The sequence below is a fragment of the Phormidium tenue FACHB-1052 genome (genome assembly GCF_014696675.1).
Classification (GTDB): Bacteria; Cyanobacteriota; Cyanobacteriia; order Phormidesmidales; family Phormidesmidaceae; genus Nodosilinea; species Nodosilinea tenuis_A.
The window spans coordinates 38,223-57,309 of sequence record NZ_JACJQN010000017.1 but is presented as its reverse complement, the minus strand read 5'-3'; the positions used below and the strand labels follow the sequence as shown (position 1 = coordinate 57,309).

The 19,087-nt window shown below is 57.4% G+C and carries 20 protein-coding genes and 1 pseudogene; 10 read left to right on the top strand and 11 right to left on the bottom strand.

Going from position 1 to position 19,087, the window contains the following annotated elements; all coding sequences use genetic code 11:
- Position 1: 1 nt before the first annotated feature.
- Positions 2–940 carry a DUF6492 family protein gene (locus H6G07_RS26525; protein ID WP_073610214.1) on the bottom strand — a complete coding sequence of 313 codons (939 nt, stop codon included), beginning with the start codon at positions 938–940 and terminating at the stop codon, positions 2–4.
- A gap of 275 nt (positions 941–1,215) precedes the next feature.
- On the opposite strand from H6G07_RS26525, the gene H6G07_RS20650 reads away from it, so the two are divergent.
- Complete coding sequence (locus H6G07_RS20650) at positions 1,216–2,619, top strand: hypothetical protein (RefSeq protein WP_139297140.1); 1,404 nt, start codon at positions 1,216–1,218, stop codon at positions 2,617–2,619.
- A 109-nt stretch (positions 2,620–2,728) separates the two neighbouring features.
- Here the strand turns inward: H6G07_RS20650 and hetR are convergent, their stop codons facing one another.
- Entirely contained in the window at positions 2,729–3,667 is a 939-nt protein-coding gene (hetR, locus tag H6G07_RS20645) for a heterocyst differentiation master regulator HetR (protein ID WP_242026909.1), read from the bottom strand.
- A gap of 341 nt (positions 3,668–4,008) precedes the next feature.
- Positions 4,009–4,299: a hypothetical protein gene (locus tag H6G07_RS20640; protein ID WP_073610217.1), complete on the bottom strand. Its 291-nt coding sequence runs from the start codon at positions 4,297–4,299 to the stop codon at positions 4,009–4,011.
- Positions 4,300–4,808: 509 nt separating this feature from the next.
- Between H6G07_RS20640 and H6G07_RS20635 the strand changes: the two genes are divergently transcribed.
- Together H6G07_RS20635 and H6G07_RS20630 are read left to right on the top strand one after the other, a co-directional pair.
- Complete coding sequence (locus H6G07_RS20635; protein ID WP_171973073.1) at positions 4,809–5,939, top strand: pyridoxal phosphate-dependent aminotransferase; 1,131 nt, start codon at positions 4,809–4,811, stop codon at positions 5,937–5,939.
- Positions 5,940–6,041: 102 nt separating this feature from the next.
- A complete protein-coding gene (locus H6G07_RS20630; protein ID WP_073610219.1) occupies positions 6,042–9,086 on the top strand; it encodes a bifunctional diguanylate cyclase/phosphodiesterase in 3,045 nt (1,014 codons plus the stop codon).
- On the opposite strand, the gene H6G07_RS20625 is transcribed toward H6G07_RS20630, so the two are convergent.
- From H6G07_RS20625 to H6G07_RS20615, 3 genes are all read right to left on the bottom strand, one after another.
- Positions 9,052–9,294, bottom strand: coding sequence for a hypothetical protein (locus tag H6G07_RS20625; RefSeq protein ID WP_073610220.1), 243 nt, complete (start codon positions 9,292–9,294; stop codon positions 9,052–9,054). The genes H6G07_RS20630 and H6G07_RS20625 overlap by 35 nt on opposite strands.
- Positions 9,295–9,411: 117 nt before the next feature.
- Positions 9,412–10,011, bottom strand: coding sequence for a superoxide dismutase (locus H6G07_RS20620; protein WP_073610221.1), 600 nt, complete (start codon positions 10,009–10,011; stop codon positions 9,412–9,414).
- A 131-nt stretch (positions 10,012–10,142) separates the two neighbouring features.
- Positions 10,143–10,574: an FKBP-type peptidyl-prolyl cis-trans isomerase gene (locus H6G07_RS20615; RefSeq protein WP_073610222.1), complete on the bottom strand. Its 432-nt coding sequence runs from the start codon at positions 10,572–10,574 to the stop codon at positions 10,143–10,145.
- Positions 10,575–10,793: 219 nt separating this feature from the next.
- Here H6G07_RS20615 and H6G07_RS20610 point away from each other — a divergent pair, with 219 nt between their 5' ends.
- Genes H6G07_RS20610 through H6G07_RS20600 form a run of 3 tightly spaced genes read left to right on the top strand, consistent with a single transcriptional unit; the run spans position 10,794 to position 13,133 of the window.
- Positions 10,794–11,711: a TIGR02587 family membrane protein gene (locus tag H6G07_RS20610; RefSeq protein WP_073610223.1), complete on the top strand. Its 918-nt coding sequence runs from the start codon at positions 10,794–10,796 to the stop codon at positions 11,709–11,711.
- On the top strand, positions 11,711–12,142 hold the full coding sequence (locus H6G07_RS20605) for a TIGR02588 family protein (RefSeq protein ID WP_073610224.1): 432 nt from the start codon (positions 11,711–11,713) through the stop codon (positions 12,140–12,142). The genes H6G07_RS20610 and H6G07_RS20605 overlap by 1 nt, the downstream gene beginning before the upstream one ends.
- Before the next feature lie 58 nt (positions 12,143–12,200).
- Positions 12,201–13,133, top strand: coding sequence for a DMT family transporter (locus H6G07_RS20600; RefSeq protein ID WP_073610225.1), 933 nt, complete (start codon positions 12,201–12,203; stop codon positions 13,131–13,133).
- 60 nt (positions 13,134–13,193) lie between these two features.
- Here H6G07_RS20600 and H6G07_RS20595 read toward each other — a convergent pair whose 3' ends face one another.
- The 5 genes from H6G07_RS20595 to rsmA form a co-directional block, all read right to left on the bottom strand.
- The gene (locus H6G07_RS20595; RefSeq protein WP_073610226.1) at positions 13,194–13,637 is read right to left on the bottom strand and encodes a DUF29 domain-containing protein; all 444 of its coding nucleotides are present in this window, start codon (positions 13,635–13,637) and stop codon (positions 13,194–13,196) included.
- A gap of 56 nt (positions 13,638–13,693) precedes the next feature.
- On the bottom strand, positions 13,694–14,413 hold the full coding sequence (gene nth / locus H6G07_RS20590) for an endonuclease III (RefSeq protein ID WP_073610227.1): 720 nt from the start codon (positions 14,411–14,413) through the stop codon (positions 13,694–13,696).
- 162 nt (positions 14,414–14,575) lie between these two features.
- Positions 14,576–15,667 carry an RIP metalloprotease RseP gene (gene rseP, locus H6G07_RS20585; protein ID WP_073610228.1) on the bottom strand — a complete coding sequence of 364 codons (1,092 nt, stop codon included), beginning with the start codon at positions 15,665–15,667 and terminating at the stop codon, positions 14,576–14,578.
- 100 nt (positions 15,668–15,767) lie between these two features.
- Positions 15,768–16,712: a 4-(cytidine 5'-diphospho)-2-C-methyl-D-erythritol kinase gene (gene ispE / locus H6G07_RS20580; RefSeq protein ID WP_073610229.1), complete on the bottom strand. Its 945-nt coding sequence runs from the start codon at positions 16,710–16,712 to the stop codon at positions 15,768–15,770.
- Between the two features lie 6 nt (positions 16,713–16,718).
- Positions 16,719–17,549, bottom strand: a complete 831-nt coding sequence (gene rsmA, locus H6G07_RS20575) for a 16S rRNA (adenine(1518)-N(6)/adenine(1519)-N(6))-dimethyltransferase RsmA (protein WP_073610230.1) — start codon at positions 17,547–17,549, stop codon at positions 16,719–16,721.
- A gap of 220 nt (positions 17,550–17,769) precedes the next feature.
- Here rsmA and H6G07_RS27260 point away from each other — a divergent pair.
- From H6G07_RS27260 to H6G07_RS20560, 4 genes and pseudogenes are all read left to right on the top strand, one after another.
- Positions 17,770–17,901 (top strand): annotated as a pseudogene (locus tag H6G07_RS27260) (cold-shock protein); the annotation flags it as partial.
- Positions 17,881–18,354, top strand: a complete 474-nt coding sequence (locus H6G07_RS20570; protein ID WP_244901955.1) for a sunset domain-containing protein — start codon at positions 17,881–17,883, stop codon at positions 18,352–18,354. The pseudogene H6G07_RS27260 and the gene H6G07_RS20570, both read left to right, overlap by 21 nt.
- A 55-nt stretch (positions 18,355–18,409) precedes the next feature.
- On the top strand, positions 18,410–18,739 hold the full coding sequence (locus H6G07_RS20565; protein ID WP_073610231.1) for a DUF433 domain-containing protein: 330 nt from the start codon (positions 18,410–18,412) through the stop codon (positions 18,737–18,739).
- Positions 18,736–19,086: a DUF5615 family PIN-like protein gene (locus tag H6G07_RS20560; RefSeq protein ID WP_073610232.1), complete on the top strand. Its 351-nt coding sequence runs from the start codon at positions 18,736–18,738 to the stop codon at positions 19,084–19,086. Before H6G07_RS20565 ends, H6G07_RS20560 begins: the two co-directional genes overlap by 4 nt.
- The last annotated feature ends 1 nt before the right edge of the window (position 19,087 follow it).

Below are 19,087 nucleotides of genomic sequence, written 5' to 3'. Positions count from 1 at the left end.
GTCAAACGGGGAAATCCAGAGCGAGGTTGGAGGGCAAATTCGGCTGGTCAGAGCAAGGCGTGGCGAGTGCGGTACTGTAGCGCTGCAGGTGGTGACGGTAGCGATCGGGAGCAATTTGCGCCTTCGCTGAGATCATCACGGCAACATGGTGGGCCTGCACAGCGGCAAAGAACTCGGCTAGCTGATGGTCATCTAGAGGGCAAGGCCGCCAGTATTCGTGACACAGGGGAGACCAGTCGTAGACGTGACCAGCCGCATCGCCCAGCACCTGATCGACAAATACCCCGTAGAGAATGTACTCCGACAGAGTTTTAGCTCGGGCCAAGGTTTCTAGCCAAGGGCGACCTCCCACTTGCTCTAGGCGATCGCACAGGGCGATCACGTTAGCCTGCCGCCAGCTAATCAAATTGCCAATATAGTTGGGGCGCGTGACCCCGTAGCGGTAACCCTCTAGCCCCAGCAGCCGGTAGGCCGCCTCGTACAGTGGTTCAAAGTCAGGGCTATAGAACTCGGGCACTCGAAACAGCCGCGTTTGGTTGGGCTGGGCAAAGTTTGTCAGATCAAAGGGGCGAACAAACACCACATCAGAGTCAACAAAAACCGTGACGGCCTCAGGGGCGCGTCGGGCAAAGGTTAGCTTGACCAACTGCTGTAGCACCCAGTTGCGAATCGGCGGGGTCTTTAAGCTCAACCAGGCGCGGCTGACCAGGGGAAAGCGACGAATCCAGGGGGGCAGCAGCGACTCAACCGTCAAAATTTCGGTGTTGGCGTTAGCCAACGACTTAAACATTGAATAATCTCGCTGATCGACAATCACGTAGTGGCGCATCGGGGTCTGACTAAGCTGACCAACACTGTCGACTAGCAGTTGGCAACGGGTGAAGTCAGGGCCGTAGCTGAGGGTAGCCAGGGCAAGGGATGGAGACACAGAGGTCGGCATTAGCAGATGCTCAAAAGGTCGACGCTAGCAGAGGGAACACAACCTTAGCGGTGCACCTAGGTAGAGCACAGCAGCATTTTTACCCAGCTCTAACTCTAGGGATAAAAGAAAAAGCGAAGGTAAAGGATAAACTGAAGTCATAAAAAGACATGTTGTAATTGAAGAGTCAATAAAAAAGTGAATAAATTGGCAGAATTAGCTACTCTTAGGGGTCAACAGCCCCCTAGTGGTTGAGTGTTGAATGTGAGACGACGCGACCAGGATCAGGCAACCTTATGACTGACACTACGGCTTCAAGCGCTTCCCCAGAGCCCCAGAGTAACCCTTTGCTCTATAACGCCGAGGAGGCTCTAGACCAGCCCTTCCCCCCAGCTAGCAATGAATGGGAAGCGGTCACCTTTCCTGGTCAAATGCCCTTAGACCATGCCGTAGAGCTGGCTGAGGTCTATGGTTTGTTTTCACCAACCGCAGCCGATAGCTCAACGGAAGCTGCGCCCCCTGCCGAGCCTGCTCCCGAAGATCTAGTGCAGCTAATTCAAGATCTCAACCAGTGTAATGATGCCCTTCTACTGCGCGTCACTGAACTCGAGGAAGCTTTGGAGCGATCGCAGGTGGCCCTTCAGGCTGAGATCGAGCGCACTCATCCACTGGGCGGTCTTCCGGTAGGGGCCACACCCGGCCCCGTACAACAGCAAATTGCCCAGCTGCTCAGCGAGCTTGACATCGCTAACGATGGCCTACGCCGCACCACAATTCACAACGAAACCCTCCAGGCTGAGCTGGAGTCTAACCAGCAGCGGGTCGCCCAGCTCGAACGAGAGTGCACCCTTTTGCAGCAGCGCTTCGGTGAAAAAAACACCGCCCTACACCAGGCGGAAGAAACCTGCCGCGATCTCAAGGCGCGGCTGCATCGGCAGCAGCGCTACACCCTCCAGTTTAAAGCGGCCCTGGAAAAGTGTTTGAATATGGCTCCGGCCACTGGCTCGGCCATTCCCAGCTCAACTGCGGTGCAAGGACAGCTACTAAGCCCTACTGTCCTTGAGGAAGCCAACCAACCAGTGGCTATGCCGCGATCGCAGCAGATTCAGCCCTGGTCAGCCAGTCAGGGCAGCGTTACCGACAATCCTAGCCTGACCCACCTACTGCGGGGGCTGCGCAGCGCTGGGCCTAGCTCAGTACCCGCTCCCACGGCAACCCAGCCCGAGCGGTTGCCGTCGCCCGAGCCGAGCACGGCGATCGCCCCAGATCCCCTGCCGACGGTTCCTGCGCCCCCATTGCCTTTAGCAGACCCCAACCCCGCCCCTGTGGCCCTTGACCCCTGGCTGGAGGCGGCTGACCTACCCACAACCACCACTGAGACAGAGGCCGCGTCTCTCTTTACCGAGCCATCGCCCTGGGGAGAGCCGGTGGCTGCGGTGCCGCAGCCCGCTCCCGCGTCTAGCCCCGCTGCCACAACTGTATCTGCAGAACCCGTGCAAACGCCGCAGCCCGCAGCCCCAGCCCCCAGCCCTAGCCAGCCAGCGGCTTCCAGCCTGCCTAGCTACAGCTATGCAGTGACTGCCCCCAAGGCGTCACCGTCACCCCTGGTCTACCCGCTGCGATCGCAGAAAAAGATTACCTCTATTTCCGCCGTCGAGTTACCTAGCTTTGGCCGGGCGGTGCGGCGACGTACGGTCTAACCCAATAAACAACCAAAAAGCGACCTAGTGTTAAGGACTAGGTCACTTTCTGGTTACACCTGGTGCTCAAGAATCTTGCGATCGCCGAGCAGGCTACTGGATGGACAAACTACTTAATATGGTGGCCAATCACCATTTGCAAGAGAGTGGGTTCACCGCCCGGCTGGTGATGCTTATCGGCCCAGGTGCGAATCACTTCGTCTAGCTCTTGGAGCGCGGTGTCGCGGGCGGCGGCGGGAATATCTAACTCTTCTAAAACCCGCATCGTGCCAGGAATGCCGTTGGCCCACTCGCGCATCATGCGAAAATACTGGGCTGTATCTTCGACCATGGCGTACATGCGCTCTTGGTCATCGACCGGGGCGTAGGAAGAGCGGGCCAGCCCATAGTACGAAGCTCCCCAGGAGGCATCAATGCGCGCCACGGTACCCGAATAGATCAGCCGCCGCCGAATGTGCTCGGCCAAAGCCTCACTCAGGGGTACACGATGAGCTACAGGCAGGTCATCCTGCGACTTTTCGTGGAGAATTTCAATCAGCTCTAGAAACTGAAACGAGTTGATAATCCGGGCATCGGGGCAGGGATTGGGCAGGCGGCTCTCCAACAGCGCTTTTTCGTCGCCGGTTAGAGAGGTGCCCGAGACCCGCGACTGCCCCGGCTGCCAGGGGTAGCGCCGCAGCCACATATAGGGAAATTGGATCAGATAGCGAGGTTCTTGGGAACCCAGCATTTTAAGCAGTTTGCCCTCGGTGAGAGCCTGGCGCATTTCTTCGACAATAGCCTTGACTCGTTTGGGCTCAATGTGGTGCAAGTGGCCTGTCATACGCAGGTTTTCACCCTGCTCTAGATAGGTCATATAGATGGCACATTTAGCCGCCGTGGCCGCCGCGTCTAGAAAGGCTCCGTGGCGATGTCCCCCGGTGCGCATAGCGCTAAAGGCGATGTATAGCAATATCTGATCGATGGCGCTGGGGCTGAGGCGGCGAATCAGGGCTTCGTCTTCTACCGCTAGGGCAGACAGAGACATAGAGACAAGAGGTTCGGCCATCGGACTTGGGAAACTCAGAACGACAGGCGGTATCGCAGCCCACGCTGTTAAGGGGGCAAAACCGCTAAAAATTGTCAGAAATAGCAGATACAGCTTAATTTAAATGCTCTGCAAAACGATGCACCATGAAAAAGGCAATATAAATATGTTTAATTGTTTGAAGCTTTGACGAGGGTCAACGGCTGAGCCGTCAGCCCGAGAAGTTACACCTGATTACGTTTAAGTGTGACTCAAAACCTGCCAAAGTGACCCTCATTACCAGGTTAAATTCATCGAGTCAGTGGAGCAGGGTTCACAGAAACCCAGCACATCACCTAGCAGTCTCTAGGTCGGCAAGAAAGCTAGGTAGTGCGAGCTTTAGTGATGCGGCCACTACCGCGATAGGCAACGGGGTTCTCTAAGCTAAAGGAAGGCTGGGGAGGGGTTGGGTCAACCCGACCACTGCCGCGAAAGCTGAGCCAGCCTGCGATCGCAGGCATCCGGCTAAGGCGACCGCTGCCGCGATCGTCCTCAGTCCGAGCTACGGCGCGCAGGCTAGCTCCAGAACTAGTTTCGAGCCCGGTGGTAGAGCCCAAAGGAACAGCAGTAGCCATAACTAGGCCCAGGCTAGCGGCGCAGGCCAGACGAGTCATCAAAGAACAGGGTAAGGAAGGGTGCATAGGACGTGGCCTTGTTAGCGCTTCTAGTCCTAGTTACAAACCTGTCCCGCCTCAGTCAGGAAAATCTTTATGCGTAAATCTGCGGATTTCTCAAATTTAGTAGTTTCTAGCACGACTTTGTTCTAAAGCAGGCGGTCTGTCGTGCCGTCCACAGTCATTTGAGCGGCGAGTTTGAGGCTCTAGACTAGGCCTAAAAACCGCTAGGGCGGTTGGCAGACGGGTTAACCGCCGCTGCTTTTTAAAGGCAGGAAGCAGCGGCAACGGTCGTCATGCTCCCCTTGCTTAGCGATCGCCCCAGCGGAAAAACCCTCGACAGCAATGGTCAGAACCGACCAAACGATCTACTCTATGGGGAATGTAATTATGTCCCGGTTAGAGGCCCAACGAACCACCGTTCTGGGGAAGCCGATAGCCATGTTCGTTGAGGTCTGGCCGTGCCCCGATTAGCCCTGGCAAACCGCGTAACCTGCGTCACCCCGTCAATGACCCTGGCCATTGCGGCCCGGGCCAAGGCCATGAAGGCCGAAGGCCTGCCGGTGTGCAGCTTTAGCGCTGGCGAACCCGACTTTGACACCCCTGACCACATCAAGGCAGCGGCTAAGGCCGCCCTCGATGCAGGCAAAACGCGCTACGGCCCGGCGGCGGGCGAACCGGCTCTGCGCCAGGCGATCGCCCAAAAACTTCAGCAGGACAACGCCCTCTGCTACGGCCCCGAGAACGTCATCGTCACCAACGGCGGCAAGCATTCGCTCTACGGCCTGATGATGGCCCTGATCGAACCCGGTGACGAGGTGATTATTCCGGCCCCCTACTGGCTGAGCTACCCCGAGATGGTGAAGCTAGCGGGGGGCACGCCGGTGATCGTGCCGACTACCGCCGAGCAAAACTACCGCATCACCCCTGAGCAGCTGCGTCAAGCGATTACCCCCCAAACCAAGCTGTTTATTCTCAACTCCCCCTCTAACCCCACGGGGATGGTCTATTCCCCCGCCGAAATTGCCGCCCTGGCGGCGGTGGTGGTCGAGGCCGATATTTGGGTGGTGTCAGACGAAATCTACGAAAAAATTCTCTACGACGGGGCGACTCACCTCAGCATTGGGGCCGTGTCGCCCGAGGCCTTTGAGCACACGATTATTAGCAACGGGTTCGCCAAAGCCTACTCAATGACCGGCTGGCGGGTGGGCTACCTGGCAGGGCCAGCGGAGCTGATCAAGGCAGTGGCCACGGTGCAGAGTCACAGCACGTCGAACGTGTGCACCTTTGCTCAGTACGGGGCGATCGCCGCCCTCGAAGGCCCCCAAGACTGCATTGCCACCATGGGCCACGCCTTTGCCGAGCGGCGGCAGGCCATCATTGAGCGATGCCGCACCATCAATGGCCTACGCTGCGGCGAGCCCGAGGGGGCTTTCTATCTCTATATCGATATCAGCGCGCTGGGCATTCCCTCCCTCGACTTTTGCACCGCCCTGCTCGACGAAAAATATGTAGCGGCCATTCCGGGGATCTCCTTTGGGGCGGAGGGCACCATTCGGGTGTCCTATGCCACCGACCTGGAAACCATTCTGGAGGGCATGGATCGGCTAGAGGCCTTTGTGGCAGGGCGCTTGGGCTAAGGGCATCGACCTCACACCTCACCCATTCGTAAATTGTGATGTCGATCGCTAGTTTTGTCCCCCGACAGGAATACTAATAGGACTGTTGGTAACACATGCTACATGGGGCGTCGTATTCCCGCATTGCCAAATCGAGGCACGTTTAGCCGCCTACCGCTGCGACTGCTGATTGTTGTGCCCTTTGTGCTGCAAGTTTCCGTAGCGGTGGGACTGACGGGTTGGCTTTCGTTACGTCACGGGCAGCGAGCGGTGAACGAGGTGGCCAGTCAACTGCGCTCCACGGTTTCCCATCACATTCAACATGAGATTGAAACACTGCTGGCCACCTCCCATTTGGTCAACCAGCTTAACTACGATGCCATTGCCCTCGGCCAGGTTGACCCCACCGACTCAGAGGCGCTGTTTCGTCACTTTATGCGGCAGTCTCGCAGCTTTCCCCACATCGATTCGATCATGTTTGGTAGCGCCAGCGGCGAGTTTGTGGGCCACACCAACCTGGGCCAGCAGGCCCACCAGCGGATGCAGGGCGGCCCTGCCCTCGGCAACCACATTCAGTTTGTGGAGGTCGATCAGGCCACCGGTCAGGCAACCCGCATTGTCTCATCTACGCCCAATTGGAATACTCAAACCCGGCCCTGGTATCGGGCGGCTGTGCAGGCCAAAGGCCCGGCCTGGGGAGAGATCTTTCCCTATCATGCCTACCCAGTGCTGGCGATATCGGCCTCTCGGCCCGTGTACGGCGATCGCGGCGAGCTGATTGGGGTACTAGGCAACAACTTCTTTCTCACCCATATCAGCCGCTTTCTACAGGAAATATCGATCGGTGAGCACGGTCAGGCTTTCATTATGGAGCGCTCTGGTCTGCTGATCGCCACCTCTAATGACGCCAAGGCTTACAAAATAGTGGACGGTCGGCCCCAGCGGGTCTACTCAGTTACCAGCCCAGACCCTCGCATTCGCGCTAGCGCACAGCTGCTGCTCAACCAATCGGGGGGTGACTGGCAGACAATTCAACCGCAGCAGACGGAGTTTTGGCTCGATCGCGAGCGGCAGTTTATGCAGGTGGTTCCCCTCAGCGATGGCTATGGCCTCGACTGGCTAATCGTGGTGATTATGCCTGAAAGCGACTTCATGGGGGAAATCGAGACCAGCCGCCGCAACACCATTGCTCTCTGTGCATTAGCGCTGGCTGGGGCGATCGCCTCGGGCCTCTACACTAGCCGCTGGATCACCCGCCCGCTGAAAGCCTTTAGCTCGGCCTCTCAGGCGATCGCTGAGGGCAACCTGCACCAAACCATTGGCCGCACCGGTCTGCAAGAGCTAGAGGGGCTGGCCGTAGCCTTTAACCGCATGGCGGCGCGGATGGAGTCATCTTTTAGCGCCCTGCAACGGTCAAAGGTTGAAGTCGAGCGGGCCAATGCCGAAATTCAGCAGCAGGCAGCGCTATTTCGCCTGATGGCCGAAAATATGAGCGATCTGATCTGTTTGCATGGGGTCGATGGCACCTACCTCTACGTCAGCCCGTCGGTGGAGTGGCTGCTGGGCTATAGTCCCGAGGCTCTGATCGGGCTACATCCCTGTAGCCTAGTGCACTCTGACGACCGCGTGAATTACCAAATGCACTTGCAAACCTCGCCCCTCGGGCAGACCTCAGACCCAGCCCCCGTGGTATATCGAATGCGCCATAATCAGGGCCACTACATCTGGCTAGAGACCTTTACACGCTCTATTGTCGATTCTACCGATGCGGTGGTGCAGCTCCAAACATCCTCCCGCAATGTCACTGACCAGGTGAGACTGCGCCGCCAGCTCGAGCACGATGCCTGCCACGACAGCCTTACCGGATTGCCTAACCGCAAGCAGCTGCAAGAACGCTTAGAGATGGCCTTGAAGCGGGCACACCAGCAGAGTGAGTACCGCTTTGCTCTACTGTTTTTAGATATTGACCATTTTAAGGTGGTCAACGATAGCCTAGGCCATCTGATCGGTGACGAGCTGCTAATGGAGGTGGCCAGCCGCCTCAAAGCGGTGCTGCGCCTTAGCGATCTGGCGGTACGTCTAGGGGGCGATGAGTTTATTGTGCTGTTGGAAGGTATTAGCCATGTTGAGATGGCCCAAGCCATAGCCGAGCAGCTATTAGAGACGCTGCGCCAGCCCTTTCAGCTCAGTAGCCACCAGATGTTTGCCACCGTTAGCCTGGGACTGGTCATGGGTGATGCCCGCTACCAGAGCGCCCTAGAGCTGATTCGCGATGCCGACACGGCCATGTATCGGGCCAAGGCGGGGGGCCGCGATGGCTATCAAACCTTTGACAGCGGTATGCACGATCGCGCGATCGCCCGCCTCACCCTCGAAACTGAGCTGCGCCGAGCTTTGCTCAACCACCCCGAAGAATTTGTGCTCTACTACCAGCCCATTGTCGATCTGCAAACCGCAGCGGTAACTGGGTTTGAGGCTCTGGTGCGGTGGCAACACCCCCAGCGGGGCCTGATCATGCCGGGAGAGTTTATTTCAGTCGCCGAAGAAACCGGCCTGATTGCGCCCCTGAGCTACTGGCTGCTAGAGCTAGCCTGCCGACAGATGGCCGTCTGGCAGAGCACCCACTATCAGGCCAAAGCCCTTACGGTCAGCGTCAATCTATCGGCGCTACAGCTGCACAATACCGGCCTGCTCGATCGGGTCGATGAGATCTTGAATAAAACGGGGCTTTTGGCGCACAGCCTGGTGCTAGAGATTACCGAAAGCATGCTAATCGACAATATCGACGACACTATTCGCGTGCTCAACGGCCTGCGGCAGCGGGGTATTGCCCTCAGCATCGACGACTTTGGTACCGGCTATTCTTCCTTGAGCTACCTGTACCGCTTTCCCATTAACAGTCTGAAGATCGATCGCTCCTTTGTCGGCCAGATGAACACCAGCCCGAGCCACGAAACCATCGTCCACACCATCATTAATCTGGGGCGACAGCTGGGCTTTCGGGCGATCGCCGAAGGTATCGAAACCCCCCAGCAGGTCAGCACCCTCAAGCGATTGGGCTGCGACTACGGCCAGGGCTACTGGTTTGGCAAACCCCAGTCCGCTACTGACCTAGAGGCTTGGCTGACCCAGTCTACTGCCCACTACCGCCCATACCCGGTGAGCTAAGCCGCCGATCAACCCACTGTCTGGCCTTGTAGATGGCCTCAGAGCGGCTGACGACCCCTGGCACCGCTACCGCACAGCCCGTGTCGTAGGTGGCCCATACTGCATAGAACGGCACGCCATCCTCGGTACTTTGGTCAAGCTCTAGGCGAAACCCCCGATAGTCAAAGGACAGCACCACGTGAGGAAAGTCTGGGTCGGCGAACAGCATAGGGAAGAGGGGGTTAGGGTGCAAGGGGTCAGATGCAAGGGGCCGACCTTAACAAAAAAGGAGGCGGGGTAACCCACCTCCCATGAGTCGCGGAGCACGACTGTAGTGTTGCCCCGTCTAGGCAGCAGCTAGGTTGCTGGCGGCAAAATCCCAGTTGACCACGTTCTTTAAGAAGCTATCGATATAGTCAGGGCGCTTGTTTTGATAGTCGAGATAGTAGGCATGTTCCCACACATCCATAGTGAGCAGGGGCACCTGCCCAGCGGTGAGGGGGTTGTCGGCGTTGAGGGTTTTGGTCACCTTAAGGGTGCCGTTGTCGAGCACTAGCCAGGCCCAGCCGCTGCCAAACTGGGTGGCCCCAGCATTCTTAAATTCTTCGACGAACTTATCGAAGCCGCCGAAGTCAGCGTCAATTTTGCTGGCCAGATCCCCAGCGGGAGTGCCGCCACCACCGGGCTTCATCGAGTTCCAGTAAAAGGTGTGGTTCCAGGCCTGAGCCCCGTTGTTAAACAACCCCTGCTGAGAACTGTCGCCCGCGATCGCCTTGATCACATCTTCGATCGGCTTGCTGTCGTGGTCAGTGCCTTTGACCGCATCGTTGTACTTGCTGACGTAGGCCGCGTGGTGCTTATCGTGGTGAAATTCGAGGGTGCTCTTAGAGACGTAGGGCTCTAGAGCGTCATAGGCGTAGGGGAGAGGGGGCAATTCGTAGGCCATGGGGGCTCCTGGTTAAAGGCCAGTGGCATGATAAATCGCCCCTCTGATAAAAACTATTCCCCCTAGGGTGGAGGGAGATAGCAATGGCCAAGCCTCTCAACTCGGTCTCAAGGCAGAAATTTATCTCCGGCTCAACCCTGAATTGCCACCAGCTCAATATCAAAGATTAGGGTTTCTCCCGCAAGAGGATGGTTGGCGTCGAGGGTGACATCGGCCTCAGACAGATCAGTCACCATCACCGGCACCATCTGCCCCTCAGGCCCCTGGAGCTGAAGCTGCTGACCCACATCGAGGGGAATCTCGGCAGGAATGTGGTGGCGCTCGACCACCATCACCATCTCGGGCTGGTGGGGGCCGTAAGCGCTTTCAGCCGGAATCACTTCGGTTTTGGCGTCGCCCGGGGCCATGCCCACCACCGCCGCCTCAAAGCCGGGAATCACCTCGCCGTTGCCAATGGAAAACTCTAGGGGGTCGCGATCGCGCGATGAATCAAACACAGTGCCGTCTTCGAGCCTGCCGGTATAGTGAATCGAGACGCTGTCGCCGGGTTTAGCCTGGGTCATAAAACCATCCTTGAATGAGAGCTTTTCTATAGGTCGCGGACTGTTCTCTTCACGCTAGCGGGCATTTTGTAGAACCCCAGCAATACTAGAGATTTTCCTAAGGTTTCAGGCAGAAAACCTTAAGCAGATAGACCTGATCTCAGCCATTTTGAAGCGTCAAACCCTTACTATGCTGTAGATAGGTCTGATCCATCTGGCCCGTATTGAGGACAACCCGCGATGGTCGAGTCTGTAGACGACACCACACATCTGCCCTCTGCCAACATCTGGCTTATAGAATTGCAGGCCATTCTCCAAGGGGCAGTGGGGGGCTTTTTGTTCGGCATTCCGCTGCTGTACACGGTGGAGGTATGGGTGATCGGGGCCGCCACCGGGCCTCGCTGGCTGCTGACGGTGCTCGCCACCACCCTAGTTGGTGTCGGGCTGCTCACCCAGGTCGAAGGGTTTCGCCAGACTCTCCACCTGCACCCCCTAGAAGCCTTACTCGAAAGCATTGAGGCCGTTGCTATTGGGGTAGTCTGCGCCGCCCTGGCCTTGGTGCTGCTGCGCCGCATCACCCTCGACATTCCCCTGTCGGAGGTATTGGGCAAGGTGGTGTTTGAGACCGTGCCGTTTGCTCTGGGGGTGGCTTTGGCGCGCTCCACCTTGCAGGGCAAGCAACGGCGCGATTCTGGTACGGATCGCGTGCGCCGCACGATCGCGCCCCTCTCTCGCCGGCTGGCCTCGCCTACCCTGGCCAACCTGCGCGATGCCCTAGTCGATTTTGACGCCGCCCTGATTGGCGCGGTGCTAATTGCTTTTAGCATTGCCCCTACCGAAGAAGTGCCTCTGCTGGCCGCCTCCCTGCCGCCTCTGTGGCTGCTGCTGATCATGGGCGCATCGCTGGGCCTCTCCTACGCCATTGTGTTTGCCTCGGGCTTTACCGATCGCGCCGAGCGGCGGCAGCGGGGTCTGCTGTTTAGCCCCGTTACCGAAACCCTGGTGGCCTATCTCGTGGCTCTACTGGCATCGATGGTGATGCTGGTGCTGTTTCAGCAGCTCAACCCCAGTGACCCTTGGTCAGAATGGTTGAGCAATACTCTGGTTTTGGGCCTGCCCGCCTCCATTGGCGGGGCCGCAGGGCGTATCCTGATCTAATGGATTTGCCCAACTACCCCGACCAACCACCTCCAGATACAACTGGGCGCTTTACCCAACGATCCGCAGCCGAGTGGGTGACGTTTATCGCGGCTTCCCTCATTTTGCTAGGGTTAGTGGGGCTAATTTTCTTCGACTGGCAGACTAACCAAAATCGCCCACCCGCCTTTTCGGTGGCGGTATCAGAGGCGGTGCGCGTCACCGATGGCCGCTACTACGTGCCCTTTGCCATTACCAATACCGGCGGACGGATTGCCCGCATGGTGCAGGTGACCGCCGAGCTACATGTCACCGGGGTTGACGACGAAACCGGCGAGCAGCAGATCGACTTTCTCTCGGGTCACGAAACCAAAGCGGGTAGTTTTGTTTTTACCCACAATCCCCAGGGGGGGGATCTGATGGTGCGGGTGGCCAGCTATCGACTACCGTAGAATGCGTGATTAAGGGCGCTGGCATTGGGTCATCCCTCAAGCGTGACTAGGGGGATGCATGCTCGGCTATGTCTTAATTTTGCTGGCGACCATTTGCTTTGGAGCCCAAAACCTGATCACTCGGGTTTTGTTTACTCCGTCTAACCTGTTTGGGGTGCTGGAGACCGGCGGTTTTGTGGAACCCACTCTGCCCAACTCATTTTTGCTGATGTTTATGCGTATGGCGGTGGGGGTGCCGCTGATGGCGGTGCTGCTGCCGCCAGTTTACCCGCCTATGTGGAGCGATCTGCGACGCTTAGGGTCGGCAGACTACCGCCGCGAACTCTATCTAGCCCTGGTAGGCGGGGTGCTGATGTTCTCGTATCTGGCGCTGCTCTACGTGTCGGTGGGGCGGATTGCAGCAGGCATTGCGCTAACGCTGTTTTTCACCTTTCCGGTCTATACGGCGGTGCTGGACTGGTACTGGTTTGGCCACCGCCCCAGCACTGGCCGCTGGGCAATTTTGGCGCTGATTTTGCTGGGTAGCGCGCTGACCATTCCCATGACGGGGGCAGCGATCGCAAGCTGGGTCGGCATCGTCTTTGGCCTGGCCTCGGGCGTCGTCTACGCTTTTTACACCGTAGTGGCTCAAAAAGCGTTTGAGACCTTTCACCCGGTGCCGTTTACGGGCATGAGCTTTGCGGTGACGCTGGTGCTGTCGGCGGCTAGCCTGCTGCTGTGGCCGGGAGATTTGGTGGGGCTGCTGTGGCCCGCGCTGTGGGTAGGGGGTCTGCTGTCGGCGATCGCCACCCTGACCGGCCACGTACTCAACAACCTCGGCATTCGCAGCGTGGGGGCCACCGCTGCCTCTATGCTCGGGGCTGCCAACCCAGCTCTCACTGCCGTGCTGGCCTGGGGCATGCTGCAAGAGCAGCTTTCTGTGGTGCAGGGGTTAGGGGTGCTGCTAGTCACCGTCAGCGTGGGTCTGCTCAGCCTGACTAAGCCTTCGTAACCAGGAAACTGATCGGACAACTAAAGGCAGCGATCGCCTCGGTACCACGGACTTCCTTACCTAGAGGAAATCTAGGTCGTCAGGAAATTGGTCATCCAAGAGTTGCTCTAGGGTAAAAGGGCATTGATCCGGTAGGGTTTTGGGATCGAGGGGTGTTTCTCTCCCAACCAACAGCAAACCCAGTTGATAGCCCTTGACAACAGCTTCGTCCTGAAAGCTTTTTAGGCTAGGGTTTTGGTCGAGCAAATCTAGAATTTGCAGCCGCTGCTCTTTGATCGTGTATCTCCAGCTTTTGCTGCGCTGGCTAGGCTGATACTGCCACTTCAACAGATGACCAAGGAGGACTCCCAACCGATTCTTGAGTTCTTGCTTTTGCTGTCTTCCCAAAGACTCGACTTCCTCAACTAAATTCGCCAGATCGAGGTGGTCAATCTTACCCAGCCGCAAAAAATTGGCCTGTTCCTGAGTCCAAGCGTAAAAGTCTGTGGTGTAGAGGTCAGCCATAATGAAACCTCCGAGGCCTGCATAGCACAATCTTGCCGCATCTAACCTCAAATATCCTAGGACTGAACCACCTCTTGTATAGGGCTGACTTGTACAGGGCCAACTTGGATAGAGCCAACAATCGGAACAACCTTGGCAGAGGGGCAGAGATCGGCCAGCTCGCACATGCTGCATTTGGGGTTGCGAGCATTGCACACCGCCCGCCCGTGGTACACCAGCCGAATTGACCAGTTTTCCCAGTCGGGTTGGGGCAGCAGCTTCATCAAGTCGCGCTCAATTTTGACCGGATCAGCGTGCTTGGTCAGTCCCAGAAGATTTGTGATGCGCTTGACGTGGGTGTCTACTGTCACCCCAGCATTGATGCCAAAACCGTGAGCCAGCACGACGTTGGCGGTTTTGCGAGCCACCCCCGGCAGGGTGACTAAATCATCCATGCGGGGAGGGACTTCGCCGTTGTACTCGGTAATGATCCGTTGGCAGGCGGCGCGAATGTTTTTGGCTTTGTTGCGATAAAAGCCGGTAGACTTCACCAGCTGCTCTAAATCAGCGATATCGGCCTCGGCAAAGGCGTAGACATCGGGATAAGCGGCAAACAGGGCCGGGGTGACCAGATTAACCCGCTCGTCAGTGCACTGGGCCGCCAGCATGGTAGCGATCATCAGCTGCAAGGGATTGGCAAAATCCAGGGAGCAAGGGGCCTCGGGATACAGCCGCTTGAGGCGTAGAAGAATTTCTAGCGCCCGCTGTTTCTTAGAGGCTCGCCGCTGGTTAGGCATAGGGCAATGGGGGAGGTGGAACGAAATATTGAATTTTGAGTTTTCGAAAATGAGGATTTCTTTGAGTCCCACGGTTTGCCGGGCTGAGAAGGCTGTCTCACTTGATCGAAAGTGAATAACTAATGCTCAACTCAAAACTTAGAACTCAAAACTCGACATTTTCTAGCGCAGGTTTTGGAAGATTTCGAGCTGGGTGGTGTCGCGGACGATGAGGAATACGCCGAGGCCGAGCAACAGGACTAAGCCGGTTTGCATGACGTTCTCTTGGAGGCGCTCGGGTAGGGGCTTGCCGCCGCGCAGGGCTTCAATCAGCAAAAACGCTAGCTGACCACCATCTAAAGCAGGCAGGGGCAGAATGTTGATAATTGCCAGGTTGATGCTGATAATGGCGGTGAAGGGGAACAGCATAGCGGCGCTGTTCTTAGCTAGCCCTGCCCCCTGCTCAACGATTTTGACTGGCCCAGCCACCTGACTAGCCATTTCGCCAAAGTTAGTTACCAGCTGCACAAAACCTTTCACGGTACGCACCAGGGTGTCTTGAAACTGCTGCGCCGCCAGACTAAACACTTCAAAGGGGTTTTTGGGACGACGGTAGCCGAAGTCGCCATTGGGCTGAAGCTGCACGCCGATTACAGCCGTGCCGTCAGGGCCAACTACGGGAGTGACTGAAACATCTAGTTCGCGATCGCCCCGCTGCACCGTAAGCTGTACGGGCTGGTTAGGGCTTTCCTTGATGAGCTGAATGAAGAAGGGAATGCTCTCTTCGCCGGAGGCCAGAGGTTCGCCGTTGGCCGCCACCAAAATATCCCCGGCGCGAATGCCCGCTTGACCGGCGGGGGAGCTTTCAGCAATCACCTGGGGCACCAGAATACCGGGTTGGGGATTGAAGGTTTCGGGAATGCCCACGGCGGAAAACTGGGCTACAAACACCAGGTAGGCAAACACCAGGTTGGCAATTACTCCGGCGCTGATTACGATCGCGCGATCGAGGATGGGACGGTTCTTGAGTAGGTCAGGATCGTTGGTGGGAATGTCGCTGTCGGGGTCGTCGTCGGGGAAGCCGACAAAGCCGCCCAGGGGAATGGCCCGCAGGGAGTATTCGGTTTCAGCGCCCTGGTATTTCCACAGGATGGGGCCAAAGCCAATGGCAAAGCGGTTGACGTGAATGCCCTGTAGCCGAGCGGCTGTGAAGTGCCCCGCCTCGTGAACGGCCACCAGTAGGGCTATGACCGCGATCGCAGCTAAAACCGACATAGACAAACCCGATAGGTTAAGAACAGTCTCCCTATTCTAGCGTTGCTTCTCCCCGCTCACGGTGGGCACCACCGCCGCCGCCCCATTCTCAGCCTTTTGGTTAGCTAACGAGCTGCACTCCGCTGGGCAGAAATTGAGCCGTCCAAACGCCCAAATCTGAGTCGGGCAATGCCGTCCGCAGCTTGGTCGCCAGCTCCTTGGCCTCGGCCTCAGACCCAGCCAGGGTAAAGACTGAGGGGCCAGATCCCGACATCAGGGTGCCCAGTCCACCGAGGTCGGCCATGGTGGCTTTGAGGGCAGCGGTTTTGGGGTGGGCCTCTAGCACGATTTTCTCGAAGTCATTGCAGAGGTGCTGACCTACAGCGATCGCATCTCGACGGGCCACCGCCCGCACCATCTCGCCCGATCGCACCTGGGCCTGCCGCTCTTGCCAGCCTTTGGCATCGGTAACATAGGTGTCGCCATATTCGGCCCGGTAGGTTTTGTAGGCCCAGGGGGTTGAGACAAACTCAGACTCGTACTTGGCGATCACCAGGTGCAGGTTGTCGATGCCAGGGAGCGCATCGAGCTGTTCACCCCGTCCGGTGGCGATCGCCGTCCCCCCCGACACGCAGAAAGGAATATCGGAGCCTAGTTCAGCCCCCAGCTCTTGCAGTTCGCTCTGGGTGAGGCCCAGGTTCCACAACAGGTCGAGCCCCACCAGCACCGCCGCCGCGTTGGATGAGCCACCTGCTAGCCCGGCCCCTACCGGGATCTGCTTCTCGATGGTGATTTCGACGCCGCCCAGCTTGGCCATGGCACCGGGATATTGCGACATCACCAGGGCCGCTGCCTTGTAAGCCAGGTTGGTTTCATCGGCGGGCACCAGGGGGTGATCGCAGCGCACGCGGATCTCATCGACACCAATGCTGCGCACGGTGATGCGATCGCACAAACTGACGCTCTGCATCACCATGATCAGCTCGTGAAAGCCGTCGGGGCGGCTGCCCACAATTTCGAGATAGAGGTTGATTTTGGCGGCGGCCAGCAGAGTGTAAGAGCGCATAGAAAATCAGCGGGGGTGCTTCAGGATTGTATTACTCAGCGCCACCCACTGTTCGACGCTGAGGTCTTCGGCGCGGGCGGTGGGCTCAATGGCTAGCGCCGTCATCATCGCTTCTAGGTCATCGCGATCGACTACACCCTTGAGGTTGTTGCGCAGCATTTTGCGCTTGCTGCCAAAGCCCAGCTTGACCAGGCGATCGAACCCAGCCAGATCATCCGATGGGGTAACGGGTGGGCGGGGAGTGAGTTTGACCACCGCCGAGTCTACCTGGGGCGGCGGCTGAAAGGCGCGGGCGGGCACCGGGCACACCAGTTCACAATCGGCCAAATACTGCACCCGCACCGACAGCGCCCCAAAGGCTTTGCGGCCAGGGCGAGCGTAGAGCCGTTCAGCGACTTCCTTCTGCACCAGCAGCACAATCACGTCATAGGGTGCCGGGTTCGGTGCAGCGAGAGTCCCTAGCAGCTTTTCCAAGATTGGCCCGGTGATGTAGTAGGGGATGTTGGCGACAACTTTGTTGGGCAAGCCAAAGTCAAAGTATTTGTCCCGCGAGGCGGCAGCGATGTCGAGTTCGAGAATATCGCTTGGCACCAGGCGAAAGTTATCGTGCTTGGCGAACTGATGGTTGAGTTTGCGGATCAGGTCGCGATCGATTTCTACCGCCACCACGGCGTTGGCCAGGGGCAGCAGCCAGCGGGTCAGCGCTCCGGTGCCAGGGCCAATTTCAAGCACGGTGTCTTGGCGGGTGACGGCGGCAGCCTCCAGCATGCGGTGGAGCACCTTCTCGTCGGTGAGCCAATGCTGACCAAAGCGCTTGCGAGTGGGTTGAGAGAACATGGCGTCTTGCAATAAATTGAACGGTCAGGTCGCTTATTCTCTCGGCAGAGACAGGCATGTAGACGTGAAAAACTGAACGCTATAAGTTCAACTGGCCCTAGGGCTGTCAGCCCAATCACCTACCTAGGGAAACCTACAAACTAAAGAACCCCGACGAGGTGATTGCATGGCACCTGTTCCTGACAAAGGGCAACTGACTTCTTGAAAGGATGACAGAGGCTTTGGCTTTATTAAACCTGAAGGTGGTGGCAAGGACGTTTTCTTACACATCAGCGCTCTGCCAAGAGACTGTCGCCGTCCACAGGTCGGAGATACGATCTTATACGAGAAAGTGACTCAACCCGACGGCAAGGTACGGGCTGCCAGAGCCTCGATCGCAGGTGTCGTGCCCGTCTTACAACTTACTATTAAACCAAGCCCAACAGCCCGCCCTCTGCCCACTAAGCGCAAGCCAAAACACAAAAGCTGGATTGAATCTCTCGCCGGTATTGTCGGGCTCGTGATTGTCGCAGCCTTTACCATCCCATCTGTGTATAAAAGCGTCTGGACTCAATTTGACGCCACTCCTCCTGGCTCACCCAATACGCCGTCAGAGACTACCACTCCTCCAAAACCCATTGAAGCGGTAATAAATCCTGATTGCATTGTCAAAGGTAATATCTCGATTTCAACGGGAGCCAAGCTGTATCACCTTCCTGGCATGGAGGATTATGAGGGGACAGAAATCCATCTCGATAAGGGAGAACGGTGGTTTTGCACCGAGGCGGAGGCGATCGCGGCAGGCTGGCGCAAAGCACCCAGGTAGGTTCGCACCTAAATAGCCCGGTTACACTTAAATCTAAGTGAAGTTCAAGAAGCCTATGCCAGTCGTTACGGCAAAATCTTACGTCGAGTATCGCAACGAAGCCTACTGGATCGAGGGCACTCGCATCTCTCTAGATTCTGTTGTCTACGCCTTCCGCGATGGCTTGGCACCCGAAAGCATTGTTCAGTCATTTCCGCTGCTGACTTTGGAGCAGGTGTACGGGGCGATCACCTTTTATTTGGCCAATCGTGCTGAGGTTGACGCCTACTTGGCGGTGGAGCAAGCTGCCTTTGATGCTATGCCCCAGCCCCTACAAGCTTCTGACCCTAGTTTGTACAACAAGCTCTTAGCAGCTAAAGCCTCGCAGCAGCAGGTAAATTCTTGACCGTTCGCTACCAAGCTGATGCCGATTTGAATCAAGCGATTGTGACTGGGGTGCTACGGCGAGAGCCTGCGATAGATTTTCAAAGCGCCTTTGCTGCTGAGCTGGATGGTGTCGTGGATGCAGAGGTATTACGATTCTCGGCGCAGCAAGGGCGGATTCTTGTTAGCCACGATCGCAGGACGATGCCCTTGGAGTTTGCTGCATTTGTCACCAATCAGCCAAGTGCTGGCGTGATTATCGTTTCCAGAAGACTACCGTTTGAAACGGTGATCGAGGAGTTGCTGCTGATTTGGGCCGCCTCCAATGCTGAGGAATGGGTCAACCGCATCGCCAAGCTACCCCTTTAAA

Bases quoted from the DNA above. Each gene is read 5' to 3' on its own strand.
- hetR (WP_242026909.1), bottom strand. From the start codon at position 3,667: ATGGCCGAACCTCTTGTCTCTATGTCTCTGTCTGCCCTAGCGGTAGAA.
- H6G07_RS20595 (WP_073610226.1), bottom strand. From the start codon at position 13,637: ATGGCTGACCTCTACACCACAGACTTTTACGCTTGGACTCAGGAACAG.
- H6G07_RS20640 (WP_073610217.1), bottom strand. From the start codon at position 4,299: ATGACTCGTCTGGCCTGCGCCGCTAGCCTGGGCCTAGTTATGGCTACT.
- rseP (WP_073610228.1), bottom strand. From the start codon at position 15,667: ATGTCGGTTTTAGCTGCGATCGCGGTCATAGCCCTACTGGTGGCCGTT.
- H6G07_RS26525 (WP_073610214.1), bottom strand. From the start codon at position 940: ATGCCGACCTCTGTGTCTCCATCCCTTGCCCTGGCTACCCTCAGCTAC.
- H6G07_RS20650 (WP_139297140.1), top strand. From the start codon at position 1,216: ATGACTGACACTACGGCTTCAAGCGCTTCCCCAGAGCCCCAGAGTAAC.
- rsmA (WP_073610230.1), bottom strand. From the start codon at position 17,549: ATGTTCTCTCAACCCACTCGCAAGCGCTTTGGTCAGCATTGGCTCACC.
- H6G07_RS20605 (WP_073610224.1), top strand. From the start codon at position 11,711: ATGGATTTGCCCAACTACCCCGACCAACCACCTCCAGATACAACTGGG.
- ispE (WP_073610229.1), bottom strand. From the start codon at position 16,712: ATGCGCTCTTACACTCTGCTGGCCGCCGCCAAAATCAACCTCTATCTC.
- H6G07_RS20630 (WP_073610219.1), top strand. From the start codon at position 6,042: ATGGGGCGTCGTATTCCCGCATTGCCAAATCGAGGCACGTTTAGCCGC.
- nth (WP_073610227.1), bottom strand. From the start codon at position 14,413: ATGCCTAACCAGCGGCGAGCCTCTAAGAAACAGCGGGCGCTAGAAATT.
- H6G07_RS20620 (WP_073610221.1), bottom strand. From the start codon at position 10,011: ATGGCCTACGAATTGCCCCCTCTCCCCTACGCCTATGACGCTCTAGAG.
- H6G07_RS20610 (WP_073610223.1), top strand. From the start codon at position 10,794: ATGGTCGAGTCTGTAGACGACACCACACATCTGCCCTCTGCCAACATC.
- H6G07_RS20635 (WP_171973073.1), top strand. From the start codon at position 4,809: ATGACCCTGGCCATTGCGGCCCGGGCCAAGGCCATGAAGGCCGAAGGC.
- H6G07_RS20615 (WP_073610222.1), bottom strand. From the start codon at position 10,574: ATGACCCAGGCTAAACCCGGCGACAGCGTCTCGATTCACTATACCGGC.
- H6G07_RS20565 (WP_073610231.1), top strand. From the start codon at position 18,410: ATGCCAGTCGTTACGGCAAAATCTTACGTCGAGTATCGCAACGAAGCC.
- H6G07_RS20600 (WP_073610225.1), top strand. From the start codon at position 12,201: ATGCTCGGCTATGTCTTAATTTTGCTGGCGACCATTTGCTTTGGAGCC.
- H6G07_RS20625 (WP_073610220.1), bottom strand. From the start codon at position 9,294: ATGCTGTTCGCCGACCCAGACTTTCCTCACGTGGTGCTGTCCTTTGAC.